Source organism: Candidatus Pelagibacter sp. (assembly GCF_052048095.1).
Classification (GTDB): Bacteria; Pseudomonadota; Alphaproteobacteria; order Pelagibacterales; family Pelagibacteraceae; genus Pelagibacter.
Genome location: NZ_JBNAKG010000001.1, coordinates 1,074,311 through 1,087,845 on the forward strand (window position 1 = coordinate 1,074,311; position 13,535 = coordinate 1,087,845).

At 31.7% G+C, this 13,535-nt stretch carries 13 protein-coding genes; 8 read left to right on the forward strand and 5 right to left on the reverse strand.

All coding sequences use genetic code 11. The features are described from left to right. Nucleotides 1-54: 54 nt before the first annotated feature. Nucleotides 55-258: a hypothetical protein gene (locus tag ACTT9P_RS05720; RefSeq protein ID WP_440909728.1), complete on the reverse strand. Its 204-nt coding sequence runs from the start codon at nucleotides 256-258 to the stop codon at nucleotides 55-57. Between the two features lie 49 nt (nucleotides 259-307). After that, nucleotides 308-520: a hypothetical protein gene (locus ACTT9P_RS05725; RefSeq protein WP_440909729.1), complete on the reverse strand. Its 213-nt coding sequence runs from the start codon at nucleotides 518-520 to the stop codon at nucleotides 308-310. 102 nt (nucleotides 521-622) lie between these two features. Here ACTT9P_RS05725 and ACTT9P_RS05730 point away from each other — a divergent pair, with 102 nt between their 5' ends. Both ACTT9P_RS05730 and ACTT9P_RS05735 read left to right on the forward strand, forming a co-directional pair. Then, a complete protein-coding gene (locus ACTT9P_RS05730) occupies nucleotides 623-1,600 on the forward strand; it encodes a hypothetical protein (protein WP_440909730.1) in 978 nt (325 codons plus the stop codon). A 19-nt stretch (nucleotides 1,601-1,619) separates the two neighbouring features. Further along, the gene (locus ACTT9P_RS05735; protein WP_440909731.1) at nucleotides 1,620-2,471 is read left to right on the forward strand and encodes a bile acid:sodium symporter family protein; all 852 of its coding nucleotides are present in this window, start codon (nucleotides 1,620-1,622) and stop codon (nucleotides 2,469-2,471) included. On the opposite strand, the gene ACTT9P_RS05740 is transcribed toward ACTT9P_RS05735, so the two are convergent. From ACTT9P_RS05740 to ACTT9P_RS05750, 3 genes are read right to left on the reverse strand one after another with little or no spacing between them, the layout of a single operon-like run. Next, a complete protein-coding gene (locus tag ACTT9P_RS05740; protein WP_440909732.1) occupies nucleotides 2,468-4,912 on the reverse strand; it encodes a GcvT family protein in 2,445 nt (814 codons plus the stop codon). The two genes, ACTT9P_RS05735 and ACTT9P_RS05740, sit on opposite strands and share 4 nt — an antisense overlap. 2 nt (nucleotides 4,913-4,914) lie before the next feature. Beyond that, a complete protein-coding gene (gene ald, locus ACTT9P_RS05745) occupies nucleotides 4,915-6,033 on the reverse strand; it encodes an alanine dehydrogenase (protein ID WP_440909733.1) in 1,119 nt (372 codons plus the stop codon). Between the two features lie 12 nt (nucleotides 6,034-6,045). Continuing rightward, entirely contained in the window at nucleotides 6,046-7,392 is a 1,347-nt protein-coding gene (locus ACTT9P_RS05750; RefSeq protein ID WP_440909734.1) for an aminotransferase class III-fold pyridoxal phosphate-dependent enzyme, read from the reverse strand. Nucleotides 7,393-7,588: 196 nt separating this feature from the next. On the opposite strand from ACTT9P_RS05750, the gene ACTT9P_RS05755 reads away from it, so the two are divergent. The 6 genes from ACTT9P_RS05755 (at nucleotide 7,589) to ACTT9P_RS05780 (ending at nucleotide 13,491) form a co-directional block, all read left to right on the forward strand. Beyond that, nucleotides 7,589-8,530, forward strand: a complete 942-nt coding sequence (locus ACTT9P_RS05755; RefSeq protein ID WP_440909735.1) for an ABC transporter substrate-binding protein — start codon at nucleotides 7,589-7,591, stop codon at nucleotides 8,528-8,530. Between the two features lie 87 nt (nucleotides 8,531-8,617). Further along, the gene (locus tag ACTT9P_RS05760; RefSeq protein WP_440909736.1) at nucleotides 8,618-9,415 is read left to right on the forward strand and encodes a taurine ABC transporter ATP-binding protein; all 798 of its coding nucleotides are present in this window, start codon (nucleotides 8,618-8,620) and stop codon (nucleotides 9,413-9,415) included. Continuing rightward, the gene (locus ACTT9P_RS05765) at nucleotides 9,416-11,341 is read left to right on the forward strand and encodes an ABC transporter permease (RefSeq protein ID WP_440909737.1); all 1,926 of its coding nucleotides are present in this window, start codon (nucleotides 9,416-9,418) and stop codon (nucleotides 11,339-11,341) included. Beyond that, nucleotides 11,341-11,535, forward strand: coding sequence for a hypothetical protein (locus ACTT9P_RS05770; RefSeq protein ID WP_440909738.1), 195 nt, complete (start codon nucleotides 11,341-11,343; stop codon nucleotides 11,533-11,535). The genes ACTT9P_RS05765 and ACTT9P_RS05770 overlap by 1 nt, the downstream gene beginning before the upstream one ends. Then, nucleotides 11,532-12,536 (forward strand): Ldh family oxidoreductase, encoded by a 1,005-nt coding sequence (locus ACTT9P_RS05775; RefSeq protein WP_440909739.1) that lies wholly within the window; start codon nucleotides 11,532-11,534, stop codon nucleotides 12,534-12,536. The genes ACTT9P_RS05770 and ACTT9P_RS05775 overlap by 4 nt, the downstream gene beginning before the upstream one ends. 43 nt (nucleotides 12,537-12,579) lie before the next feature. Next, on the forward strand, nucleotides 12,580-13,491 hold the full coding sequence (locus ACTT9P_RS05780) for a bifunctional enoyl-CoA hydratase/phosphate acetyltransferase (RefSeq protein ID WP_440909740.1): 912 nt from the start codon (nucleotides 12,580-12,582) through the stop codon (nucleotides 13,489-13,491). The last annotated feature ends 44 nt before the right edge of the window (nucleotides 13,492-13,535 follow it).

Below are 13,535 nucleotides of genomic sequence, written 5' to 3' on the forward strand. Positions count from 1 at the left end.
AATAATTACAATTAAATTGTAATTAAAATCAAATATTAATTTTCTAAAATTATCTTATAAAATTGCAATTATGCTTGTAATAGCGAGTGCGCCTACAACACCAGATGTAATTATTAAGTTTTTTTTAATATCGTTATTTTTTTCAGCTCGAACTTTATTTAGCAAAATATTTACATCTACTTTCTTTGAAGAATTTAAATTCTTTTTGACTAGATTAGTCTGAGAGATTGTTTCTGTGTTGAGTTCAGTATTTTGCATAAACCAATTAAATCATGAACTTAGTACACTAACAACAATTTTATTTTAACTACAAAAACGACACATACAAACCACCTAAAACCAAGACCCCTAAACAGCTTAAAATTATCATGTAGTTTTTTTGAGTACGTTTGTTTTCTTCTTCTCTAATTCTAGATTTTAGTACGTTAATATCCACACGATCTGGTGTTTGAACTTCATTAATTAGATCTACTGTAGATACACTTTGGTCAATGTTTCTTTTCAAAAATCGTTTGGCCATAAATTATAAGAACATATTGAGAAAATAACTCTAGTTTTAAGGAGTTCATTATGGGTCTTATTTGTATTGACGGCTGTTCATTATGGGTCATACTTCTTAAAAATGAGCAAGAAAGACATAAACATATCAAAAAGAATTCAAAGCAAAGATGTATGTAAATGTTTATTAGACAATTATAGTTTTTTTTCATCAGATTGGATTTATCACCAGTGGAATTGGCTTCATCAAAATTACTCTGCATTTAATGATTTAATTAAATATTTGGTTGCAATCTCTCTAGTGAGAAACACTTTAAGATTTTATGATCAAAATGGTTTTAAGTATAATTATGAACAATATTACGCTCGTAATGAAATTCAAATAGGTGAATTTAATATTTCCAAATTGGCAAAAGAATTTGAGCTTCCAAAAGAAACAATGCGAAGAAAAATTTTAGAACTTGAAAAAGCAAAAGTAATTAGAAAAGAAGGAAAGAAAATTATTTTGAATAGATCTAATTACAATTTAATAAAACCAATTAATCAAATCCGAATTACCTCGAAATATATAGCAAAATTATCTGAATTATTATTTAAACAAAAATTAATTCACAAAGTTATCACTGAAGAAGAAGTCAAAACAAAAATACAAAATGAATTTTCAAAAACTTGGTTATGGTTTTATGAATTTCAATTACCATTAATGATAAGTTGGAAAAAATTTTTTGAGGATATACATATATTATATATTTGGGGCACATTAGGTTTAAATCAAATTTACAATCAAAAAAATAAATCTAATTTGGAAGAAATTGAATCTATTGTATTTGATGAGTATTTGACAACTTTATTGACCGACTCTGGTGCTGGATTAAACATTATGTCAATTTCTGAAATGACAAAAATACCAAGAGCAACTGTAATTAGAAAAATGAAATATCTTGAAAATGAAAAATTAGTAAAGGTGAATAAAAAAAAACAATATTACCTTTCAGACTTTACACCTTTTAAAGTAAGTCCATTAATTAAAAAGCATTTTAAATTAAAAAGTGATTTTATTGCAAAAATAATGAATTTAATTTTAGTTGAAGAAGTAAGTTAAACTAAAGTATAATTTAAAAATGGAAGTCGTTACAAAATTAGCACCAATCATCCTTGCGCTTATAATGCTTGGATTAGGTTTAGGGTTAAAGTTAGAAGATTTTACAAGAGTATTTAAAACTCCTAAGGATTTTTTTGTTGGTCTTATTTCGCAATTAATAATACTTCCAATAGTTGCATACATTTTAATTTTAGTTTTAAGAACTCCACCAGAAATTGCAATCGGGGTTATGATAATTGCTGCTGCTCCTGGAGGAGTTACATCAAATATTTTAACAAGATTTGCTAATGGTGATGTTGCTTTATCAATTTCATTAACAGCTATTATTAGTTTGATTAGTATAGTTACTGTTCCAATAATTGTTTTTACATCTGCAGATTTTTTTGGAATTACAAATATATCTCAAAATATTTCAATGACTGGAATTGCTATGAAAATGTTTTTAGTTGTAACGGTTCCTGTTTTTCTTGGAATGATTATAAGAAAATTTGCTGAAAACTTTGTGGCCTCAAAAGTTGAAATATTTAACAAATTGAACATGGTATTTTTTGCTATTTTCTTTGTGGCTGCATTTTATGAAGAAAGAGAAAACTTAATAAATTTCATAGTACAAGCAGGGTTAATTGCTTTAATTTTAAATTTAACAATGATGGCTATTGCATATTACCTTGCTAAAACTTTTGCATCTGGAGCAAAGCAACAAAAATGTATTGCTTTAGAGTGTGGTCTTCAAAATGGTACTTTAGCAATTTTTGTATCTACTCAAATATTTGGCACTGATATTTTGTATGCAATCCCGACAGGAGCATATGCATTTATAATGTATATTACTGGATTTATATTTGTTTATTTTCTAAAAAATAAATCTTAATTATTTTTAAAATCAGTTTGTTTTAAAGGCTTGGTAATTAAATCAATTGGATATTTTTTCTTTTCTACTTCTACAAATAAGTTTTTAGATTGAACCTCTTCATTAGTATAGTCATTCTTTATGTATCCAAAAGTTAAGTTCTTTTTAAAGTTAAATGAATAATTTCCTGAGGTTGTTCTACCAATGATTTTATCTTCTAGATATATTGGTTCATCATGTAGCAATAATGGTGCTCCTGGCTTATTATCTTTTAGAGTAAACATTGCAAATCTTCTATCTACCTTTTGATCTTTAATCTTTAAAAGCGCTTCTTTACCAATAAAGTTCACGTCTTTTTTGTAACTAATTGTGAAATTTAAACCTGCTTGATATTGATTTTCTTCGGGCGAAATATCATGCCCCCAGTGTAAAAACCCACTTTCCATTCGCATCGTATCCATTGCATGCATCCCACAATTTGAAAGATTAAATTCTTTTCCTTTTTCAACAATCAGTTCATATATTTTCTTAGCATCAGATGTGTTAACATATAATTCAAAACCTAATTCACCCACATAAGAAAGTCTTTGTGTCCAAATTTTAATTCCATCAATTTCAATATATTTTGCAGTTGCAAATTTAAAGTTCTCATGAGTTAAATCATCTTTGGTTAACTCTTGTAAAAGTGATCTACTTTTTGGTCCAAATACACCAAATACACAATAATCATCAGTGATATCTTTTAACTTTTGTCCTTCAGACAAATGTTTATTAATATGAAACTTATCTCGTTCTCTTGTTGCAGCAGAACTAATAATCCTAAAATGATTTTCTCCAACACAAACAACAGTTAAGTCGGTTTCAATTCCACCATCTGGATTTAACATATGAGTATAAGTACATTTGCCAACTTCATGCTTGATATTAGATGTGCAAATTTTTTGTAACTCTTGATGGGCTTGATCTGATTTTAATTCAAATTTTGAAAAAGGTGTAAGATCATAAAGACCAACATTTTTCATAGTATTATTTGTTTCATATTCAACAGATGGGTACCAGTTTTGATAATTGTAACTGTATTCGTATTCTGCTTTCTCTCCATCTAAGGAAAACCACATTGGTCTTTCATAACCAGCTGACACACCAAAACATGCTCCAAAGCTTTTTAAATTATCGTGATAAGGAAGTGTTTTTACGTTTCTTGAAGTTTTATGTTGTTTAAACGGCCAGTGCATTCCATATAAATCTCCTAAAGACTCAGTAATTCTATCTTTAATAAAGCCAAGATCTGAATGAAAGTTTTGAAATCTTTTAATATCATAATTAAAAATATCTTCATTGATGTGACCGGTCATTAACCATTCAGCGGTAACTTTACCAACCCCACCGCCACTACCAATTCCAATACTGTTCAATCCACAGCTGACAAATAAGTTTTTAACTTCAGGAACTTCACCAAGTAATGAATTTGTATCAGGGGTAAAAGATTCTGGACCAGCAAAAAATTTTCTTATTCCAGCTTGTTCTAGCACTGGAAATCTTTTCATTGATGCTTCTAGATAAGGTTCAAAATGATCAAAGTTTTCTGGAAACTCACCAAAAGAAAAATCTTCTGGAACTTTATTAGTTTTATCAAATGCAGGTATTGATTTACCTTCAAATATTCCAATCAATAATTTTCCAGCATCTTCTTTAACATAAACGCTACTATCAAAATCTCTAATAACAGGTAACGTAGGTGATAAATTCTCAATCGGCTCAGTAATTACATAAAAGTGTTCCGCTGGATATAATGGAATACTTACACCCATTTTTTCTCCAATTTGTCTAGACCACATTCCTGTTGCAAGTACCACATACTCACACTCTATATCTTTGCCGTTAACTCTAACTCCATGTACTCTGCCATTTTTAGTTAGAATTTTTTCAACAGGCGATTGTTCAAAAATTTTTGCACCTCCTTGTCTTGCGCCTTTTGCAAGCATATGTGTGACACCACTTGGATCAGCGGCACCATCACCTGGCATCAATACACCTCCTTTTAAATCTTCAGTGTGCATCATTGGATAATTTTTTTTCATTTGATCCTTATCCAATATTTGAATATCTACATCATATAACTGAGCTGTTGTTGCTTGTCTTTGTAGCTCCTGCCATCTGCTTTCAGTTTGTGCAATTGATAAAGCACCATTAATTCTTAACCCTGCAGAATGATCAACTTCTTTTTCTAATTTTTTATAAAGATCTAAAGTATATTTTCTAATTTTAGTTACTGCTGCAGTTGGACCTAACTGACTGACTAATCCAGCAGCATGCCAAGTAGTTCCTGAAGTTAGTTGATCTCTTTCTAAAAGAACAACATCTTTCCAGCCAAATTTAGTTAAGTGATAAGCAACAGAACAACCAATGACCCCTCCTCCTATTACTACTACTTTAGCACTCGAAGGGTAATTCTTTTCCATTATTAATTTTTGACAGCTTCTACTGGATCTACAAAGTTATGACCAAATACGTCCGCAACTGCTTTATATGTAACCATTCCTTTATGCACGTTCAATCCAGCTAAAAAGTTTTTATCTTCACTTAAGGCTTTTTGATATCCACTGTTAGCCAATTTAACTAGATAGGGTAATGTGGCATTATTTAGTGCTAATGTTGAGGTTCTTGGAACTCCACCCGGCATATTAGCCACACAATAATGAACTACGTCATCAACAATATAAGTAGGTTCTCCATGAGTTGTTGGTTTACTTGTCTCTACACAACCACCTTGATCAATTGCTACATCAACAATTACTGAACCTCTTTTCATACTTTTAATCATGTCTTTAGTTACTAATTTTGGAGCTTCTGCACCTGGAATTAAAACTCCACCAATTAATAAATCAGCTTCTGCTACTAATTTTGGAAAATCAATTTTATCACTTTGTTCTGGAATAATTTTATCGCCAAACATTCCAACTAATTGTTTTAATCTTGCTTCAGATTTATCAACTATATGAACTTTAGCTTGCATGCCAGTTGCGATAACAGCAGCATTTTCACCGACGACACCGCCACCTAAAATAACAACGGTTCCACCAGTAACACCAGGAGCGCCACCCAATAAAAGCCCTCTGCCTTTTTGATTTTTTTCCAAACAATGAGCACCAGCTTGAACTGACATTCTTCCTGCAACTGCACTCATGGGTGCAAGTAATGGCAATCTACCATTGTCATCCGTTACAGTCTCATAAGCAATGTTAACGCTTTTGGATTTAATCAATCCTTCAGTAAGTTCTTTTGCGGCTGCTAAGTGAAGATAAGTATAGACAATCTGATTTTCTCTAATCATGTCTACTTCAACTTTTTGTGGCTCTTTTACTTTAACAATGATTTCTGCATCGTTAAAAATATCTTCTGCTTTATCAACTATTTTTGCACCAGCACTTGTATACTGTTCGTTTTCAAAGCCAGCTTCAAAGCCACCATTGTTTTCAACTAAAACTTCATGCCCTTCCGACACTAATGTTTTAACACTGTCAGGTGTTAAACCAATTCGATTTTCTTGAGGCTTGATTTCCTTAGGAACTCCAATTTTCATATTTAGAAAAAATTAATTCTTTTTACTTTTAGAATAATTAGTAATTCCAGTTCTTAGTTTATCTATAATCTCATCAATATGTTTTTTCTCACAGATAAACATTGGAGCAATAATTAAACAGTCACCTGTTGCTTTAAAGTTAACTCCTGCTTCATAACAATGTTTGAAACAAGTATAACCAGCAGCACCTGGTTTTTTATCCATCTTAATATCTATTCCACCCATCATTCCATAACCTCTGATGTTATCAACTACATCGATGTCTTGTAATGACATTAAACCTTTTTGGAAATATGGCGCTAAATCTTTTGCTCTGTTAAAGATATCATCTTTTTCAAAAATATCTTGCACTGCTAAACCAGCTGCAACTGAAATTGGGATTCCAGAATAAGTATAGCCGTGGAATAACTCAACTGAACCTTTTGGAGCTTCATCTAAGATTGCATCATAAATTTCTTCTTTACATGCAACAACTCCTAATGGGCTAATTCCGTTAGTAGTTGCTTTTGCCATTGTTATTAAATCTGGAGTAACTCCATATTCATGCGAAGCGAATGGTGAACCCGTTCTTCCCCATCCAGTAATTACTTCATCAAAAATTAAAAGTATTCCATGTTGATCACAAATTTCTCTTAATCTTTGCAAGTATCCTTTTGGTGGAACAAGTGTTCCAGTTGAACCTGCAATTGGCTCAACGATACATGCAGCAATATTTTCTGCACCAAAGTTCATACAAATTCTCTCAAGATCATTTGCAAGTTCAGCTCCTGTTTCAGGTTGACCGCTTATAAATTTATGCTCAGGTAAATGTGTGTGTCTCATATGAACAACACCTGGCATTAAAACACTTGCAAATGTTTTAACGTTATTAACCATACCACCTACAGAAGTAGCACCAATGTTCATACCGTGGTAACCTCTTTCTCTTCCAACAAATCTAAATCTTTGGCTATCACCTTTTGCTCTGTGGTATGCGATACAAATTTTAATAGCTGTTTCAACTGCTGTAGATCCGCAAATTGTATAAAAAATTCTATTTAAGTTTCCTGGTGTATGTTTTGCAATTCTTGTTGCTAGTTCAAATGAACCTCCATAACCTTGTTGGAATGGTTGACAGTAATCTAAAGTTTTTAATTGATTAGTTATTGCTTCAATAATTTCAGGTCTTCCATGTCCCAAAGGATTACAAAATAATCCAGAACTTGCATCTATTTGCGTTTGACCTTGATGGTTCTTTAAATACACACCCTTTGCTTCAACAATTAATCTTGGGCTTTCTTTAAAATCCTTATTGGATGTAAATGGCATCCAGTGTTCATTTAATGAATTAGGTATCGCAGTTTTATTTTCTGAACTCATATTTTTTTTCTCTCTTTTTAGTTTTTTAAATTTGTTGAAACAATCAATCTGTAGACTAAAAACAACGCTAAAACCATAAATTTGTTATACAACCTTAAGTTGTCACATGTGCTACTTTGTGGTGCTACTTTTTTGTTTTACTTCTGGTTGAAATTAATTTTAAGTAGCGGAATTATAAAACAACAAAGAGGGATAAATGAAAAAAATAATTAGTTTTATTCTTGGATGTTTCGTAGCTCTTAACCTTTCAGTTTCAGTTGCTAATTCTGCAGCAAATGAAGTTAGAGTTGCTTACTTCTTAGAGTGGCCAACTCCAAACTTAGAAGACATGAATAAAAAAATGTTTGAAAAAGCGCTTGGTGTGCCAGTAAAATGGACTAACTTCTCAAACGGTGGTGCTATGACTGACGCAATGTTAGCAGGAGATATTGATATCTCTTACTCTCAAGGTTTAGTTCCATTTATTAACGCAGTAAAATCAAAAGCTCCACTTAAGCTTGTTGATATTGCAATGGAATACGGAATGGGTGGTACTACTTGTGTAACATCTAATGCTTCTGGTATTACAAAAGCAAATGGTTCAGAATTAGAAGGTAAAAAAGTTGCTGTTCCACTAGGTACAATGGCTGAGTACGTATTTGACGAAAGTATGAAAGTTGTTGGTGCTGACAGAAATAAAATGGACATCATTCAAATGGATCCTGAAGAGGGTGCTGCTGCATTAGTAAGTGGTGACGTTGTAATGGCGTGTTTATTTGGTGGTAACTCTATTAAAGCTGCAACAGCAGTTGGATCAAGATTATTAACAGTACAAGAAGCTAGAGATGCTGGAATTTTAGGTATCGACATTACTTCAGTGACTGACAAATTCATGAAAGAAAACCCAGGAATGGTAAGAACTTTCATCGAAGTTACTCACGAAGCAAATGCTAGATATGCTGCTGGTAAGAGTGATCTTAACGCAATGGCAAAAGAGTCTGAAATGAAAGTTGGAGACATGAAAGATACATTAAGTGGCTTCAAATTTTTAAATGCAGAAGAAACTGCTCAGTCTATGACTAAAGGTAATCTTCATAAATTCTTAGAAGGTATGGGGACACCTAGAGGTAACGTAGATACTAGTTTCTTACCTCTTTAATCTATAGATTAAATAAATTTAAAATAGGCGCCAATTTATAATTGGTGCCTATTTTTTTTATCAAAATTCGAATATAAAGTTGGCTTTATGAGTGATCTAGTTTCTGAAAATTTAAATATGATTTTCACAACGCCTCAAGGCGAAACGGTTCATGCATTAAAAGATGTTAACTTCACTTTAAAAAAAGGTGAATTGCTTTCAGTTCTTGGTCCTTCTGGATGTGGTAAGACAACTTTATTAAATATTACGGCAGGTTTTATTAGACCTACTTCAGGAAAAATTACTTTAAACAATAATGAAATTGATGGACCTGGTGTTGAAAGAGGAATGGTATTTCAACAAGGTGCGTTGTTTGAATGGCTGACAGTTTCTGAGAATGTAAACTTTGGTCTTAGAATGAAAAAAGAAGATCCAGCTCAAACAGCAAAAAAAGTTGATGAATGGTTAGAGATTGTTGGCTTAAAAGGATTTGGTAATACACCTACTTATCAATTGTCAGGTGGTATGCAACAACGAGTAGCTTTAGCAAGATGTCTAATTAATGATCCTGATTTAATTTTAATGGATGAACCATTAGGAGCATTAGATGCATTAACAAGAGAAAAGATGCAATCGCTTGTACTTAAAATTTGGAAAGAAACAGGTAAAACAATTATCTTAATTACGCACTCTGTTGAAGAAGCGTTATTATTAGGTGAAAGACTTTATGTAATGGCACCTAGACCTGGACGTATACATAAAGAGTATAACTTACCGTTTGCAGCAAGAGGCTTGAAAGAAGATTTAAGAGAAATAAAGAAAGATAAAGATTTTTCTAAAACAAGAGAAGAAATACTTACAATGATCTGGAATATGGAAGAAGAGATCATGGGGAGAGAGGAATAAGTGTTAACTCAAATAGTAACATTTCTAATCTTTGTTGCCATTATTGGATGTATTCTTTATGGAAGAAAATTAATTAGAACTGAAAAAGTTGATGCGGTATTTGGTAATCCAGAAAGAGCTAAAGGGGGTGTTCACTGGGTAATTGTTGGAAGTAGTGCAATACTTTTAACTTGGCTTTATTATTCATGGGATATTGCTAAAGGATTTTATCCTCAATCTGCAAATGAACTTTGTCAGGTTGCTAAAGTAAACGACTCTTTACTTGGTCTAAAATATCAATTTCCAATTACTGAAAGACAATTCAAAAGCACATATCAAATTAAAAATGAAAATGAAAATCTTGAGCTAGTTTCAATTGATATACAAAATTCAACTCTTTTAAATAACCAAGAAAAAAATCAATTAATTGGCTTTGCTAACAGTACAATCAATTTACTTCCATTATTAACTAATGACGACTTAATGGAGATAGATACTAAGAGACAAATAGACGAAATTACAGAAGAAATTAAGTTTCTAACTTCAAATTTTGTAAAACCAGATTACCCATTTGAAACAGACTCTGAGAGAGCAACTAGATTAAAAGCTGTGGAAGAACAAGGTGGCTGGAGTTTAGTTAAAGTAGATGCTGGTAGTGGCTCGATTGAAAATACTATTGAAGTTCCAACAGTTGCAGCAACTGATAGAGGATTAAAGTTTCATGCAGCAGCACAAGAATTAAAACTGATTAGTGATAAATTTTTCAAATTAAGAAATCACAATCCTCAATTTAAAAGCTCAATTAAACAAATTAAAGATGATGTAAAAGCTTACAGAAAAAGTTTAAGCGACAGTCAAGAACTGGCCTCAACTTATGCAAAAGATATAGTGAAAATTGCAAGAAGAATTGAATTTGCAAGTATCTATCCACCTAGCACATTAAATGAAATGCAAAGTGCAATTATAGAATTTAATGATGCCTTAAAAACTGAACAAGGTGGATTAAGATTTATTGATATCTTTTTATTCCCAACAGGTACAATTGTTGCAAGTGGAGATAATTGTTCTGAACAAGGTACTGGAAGATGGTTACCTAAACCATCTGATACATTCAATAAGTTTGTACTAATGTTAAAACCAAGTGTTGGTTACAAAGATGTACCATTACTTTGGATTGAATTGGTTGATGTGAGTAAAATGATTGGTTTCTTGCTTCCTGATTGGATTGCAGACATTTTACCAGGTGAATACCCTGTTCATACTAAAGATGGAAAAGTAGAACAAAACTTTAAAGGTGGAGTATTAAAAATAGTAACAGGTGACTTTGAATTATTTAAAGTTCCAGTTCCATATGGACATATATGGGATTCATTCATGAGAGTTTTCCTTGGATTAGTTTTTGGAATTATAATTGGTGTACCACTTGGATTGTTTATGGGACTAAATAGATTTGCCAAAGGTTTCTTTGATCCACTAATTGAACTTTACAGACCAGTTCCCCCACTTGCTTGGGCACCATTGATTATTTCAGTTCTTGGAATTGATAACTCTGGAAAAATATTTTTATTATTCATGGTATCACTATCTATTATGATCATTTCTGCAAGAGCTGGTGCTTCAGGAACACAATTATCAAAAATTCATGCAGCTCACTCTTTAGGTGCTTCTAAAAAACAAATTTTAAGATATGTAATTTTTCCAAACTCATTACCAGAAATATTAACAGGTATTAGAGTTGCGGTTGGAATGTGTTGGGGAACGTTAGTTGCAGCTGAGTTTTTAGCAGGAACAACTGGAATAGGTTTTGTTGAAAACGTTGCTAAGAAATATTTCCAATATGAAGTAATTTGGATAACAATATTTATAATGGGAATGCTTGGTCTTTTGTTTGATGTAACTTTAAGAAAACTTATCGATAAATACATTCCTTGGCGTGGTAAAGGTTGATGGTTAAAAACATCCTTATCTTTATATTTTTAGTCATTGCTGTTGTTGTGATCATGAATTTTAGTGATCATAACTTTAATAGAGCTGTTCAGGCTTGTATTGCTGGCAGTCAATTAGATGATAAAGTTAAATTTGAAAACGTTGAGGAAGCTACAAAATTTTGTGAAGATCAAATAAGCAACAAAGGCAAATGAAGCCAAACAAAATCAAATCAATAGTAAAAGATATCTTTATCAAACATAAATTAAGTGCAGAACACGCAAAGATTTGTGCTGATGCATTAATAAATGCTGAGCAAGTTGGAGCTTATGGACACGGTTTATCAAGACTTAAAATGTATTGTGATAGGATTAAAAAGAAAGTCATTAACCCAAAACCTAAAATAAAGATTAAAAATATTTCTCAATCAATCTCTAGAATTAATGCAGATGATAGCATTGGTTTTGTTGCAGCAGATATTGGAATAAAAACTGCAATCAAAAATGCAAAAAAAACTGGTATTGGATTAGTTGGAGTTAGAAATAGTGGTCACTATGGTTTATCAGGTTATTATGCTGAACAAGCAACAAAACAAAATTTAGTAACTATGATTTTTACAAATGCTCCTCCAGCTGTTGCGCCTCATGGAGCTTTAAAAAGTTTATTTGGCACAAATCCAATTTGTTTTGGAACTCCTACTGGATCAAAAGTTCCTTTTATTCTTGATACATCTATCTCTATGATCAATAGAGGAAAGATAAGAGTTGCTGCAAGAAACAATCAAAAAATTCCAGAAGGTGTAGCTTTAGATGGCTCAGGTAAACCCACCACAGATGCTAAAAAAGCATTAAAAGGAGTTCAATTACCAATTGCTGGTTTTAGAGGATCAGGATTAGCTTGGATGGTCGATATTTTAAGTGGAGTATTAACTGGTGGAAATCATGCTGGTAAAGTTAAAGATCCTTTTGATGATTTTTCAGGTCCACAAAATATTGGTCACTTATTTTTTGTGTTTAAACCAAATCTTTTTGTTGGTGATTATAATAAAAGAATTAAAGAAAATATTAGAACAATTAAAAGATTGCCTAAAATTAAAGGCGTTAAAGAAATTTTATATCCTGGTCAAAATAAATTTAAAAGATTTCAAATGAATTCAAAAAAAGAAATCAATATTCCAGCAAATATTGCTGAAGATATAAGACTTTTGCGGTCTTAAAAAAAACTATATATAAATAAAAAATAACTTATAAATAGCCCTCATGCTTTCGAATAAAGAAATTTTATGTCCACATAACTTGTTGGACCACTCTGCTAAGAAAAAAGGTGTTAGAGCTGCAATCGTTAACGCAGGTAAACCTCTTGCAATGTTATCAGTTCAAGATGCTGTAAATGAAAAATTAATTGAACCAGTTTTTATTGGTGACAAAAAAGAAATCATAAAATGTGCTGAAGATTTAACTTTTGATATTTCACAATACGAAATTATTGATGAGCCTGTAGAAAATAATACAGCTCCTATTGCAGCTAAGCTTGCTAGTGAAGATAAAGTAAGAATAATTGTCAAAGGTCATATCCATACTGATATCTTAATGAAAGAAGTTTTAAAAAGAGATTATGGTTTAATCGGAAAAACAAGATTAAGTCATATTTGGCACTTAACGATAAATAAAGATGACAAACCTTTGATAATCACTGATGGTGCTTTGAATGTTTTGCCTAATATGAAAACAAAATTACATATTTTAAGAAACGTTGTGGATTTTTCAAAAAGAATAGGAATTGAAAAACCAAAAGTAGCAGTTTTATCTGCAACAGAGGAAGTTATTGAAAGTGTACCAAGTTCAATGGAAGCAGCTGAACTTACAAAACTTGCAAAATTTGAAAATATTAAAGCTGATGTTTTTGGGCCACTTGCATTTGATAATTGTATTTCAAAAAAATCTGCTGCGATTAAAGGAATTAAAAATAATGTTGCTGGTGATGCTGATGTATTATTAGTTCCAAGTGTTGAAACAGGTAATTCATTAGTAAAAATGATGATTTATTTTTGTGGTGCATGTGCTGCAGGTGTAGTTGTTGGTGGTAAAGTTCCTATAGTAATTACTAGTCGGTCTGATGAAGCGCAAGCAAGATTAGCATCAATTGCAGCTGCAGTTGTAGCTTTAGACTAAAAGTTGCATTGCAATAATCTTTAAATTGTCTAAAACACTTACAT

Coding starts and splice junctions, on each gene's coding strand:
- ACTT9P_RS05720 (WP_440909728.1), bottom strand. CDS start 258: ATGCAAAATACTGAACTCAACACAGAAACAATCTCTCAGACTAATCTA.
- ACTT9P_RS05725 (WP_440909729.1), bottom strand. CDS start 520: ATGGCCAAACGATTTTTGAAAAGAAACATTGACCAAAGTGTATCTACA.
- ACTT9P_RS05730 (WP_440909730.1), top strand. CDS start 623: ATGAGCAAGAAAGACATAAACATATCAAAAAGAATTCAAAGCAAAGAT.
- ACTT9P_RS05735 (WP_440909731.1), top strand. CDS start 1,620: ATGGAAGTCGTTACAAAATTAGCACCAATCATCCTTGCGCTTATAATG.
- ACTT9P_RS05740 (WP_440909732.1), bottom strand. CDS start 4,912: ATGGAAAAGAATTACCCTTCGAGTGCTAAAGTAGTAGTAATAGGAGGA.
- ald (WP_440909733.1), bottom strand. CDS start 6,033: ATGAAAATTGGAGTTCCTAAGGAAATCAAGCCTCAAGAAAATCGAATT.
- ACTT9P_RS05750 (WP_440909734.1), bottom strand. CDS start 7,392: ATGAGTTCAGAAAATAAAACTGCGATACCTAATTCATTAAATGAACAC.
- ACTT9P_RS05755 (WP_440909735.1), top strand. CDS start 7,589: ATGAAAAAAATAATTAGTTTTATTCTTGGATGTTTCGTAGCTCTTAAC.
- ACTT9P_RS05760 (WP_440909736.1), top strand. CDS start 8,618: ATGAGTGATCTAGTTTCTGAAAATTTAAATATGATTTTCACAACGCCT.
- ACTT9P_RS05770 (WP_440909738.1), top strand. CDS start 11,341: ATGGTTAAAAACATCCTTATCTTTATATTTTTAGTCATTGCTGTTGTT.
- ACTT9P_RS05775 (WP_440909739.1), top strand. CDS start 11,532: ATGAAGCCAAACAAAATCAAATCAATAGTAAAAGATATCTTTATCAAA.
- ACTT9P_RS05780 (WP_440909740.1), top strand. CDS start 12,580: ATGCTTTCGAATAAAGAAATTTTATGTCCACATAACTTGTTGGACCAC.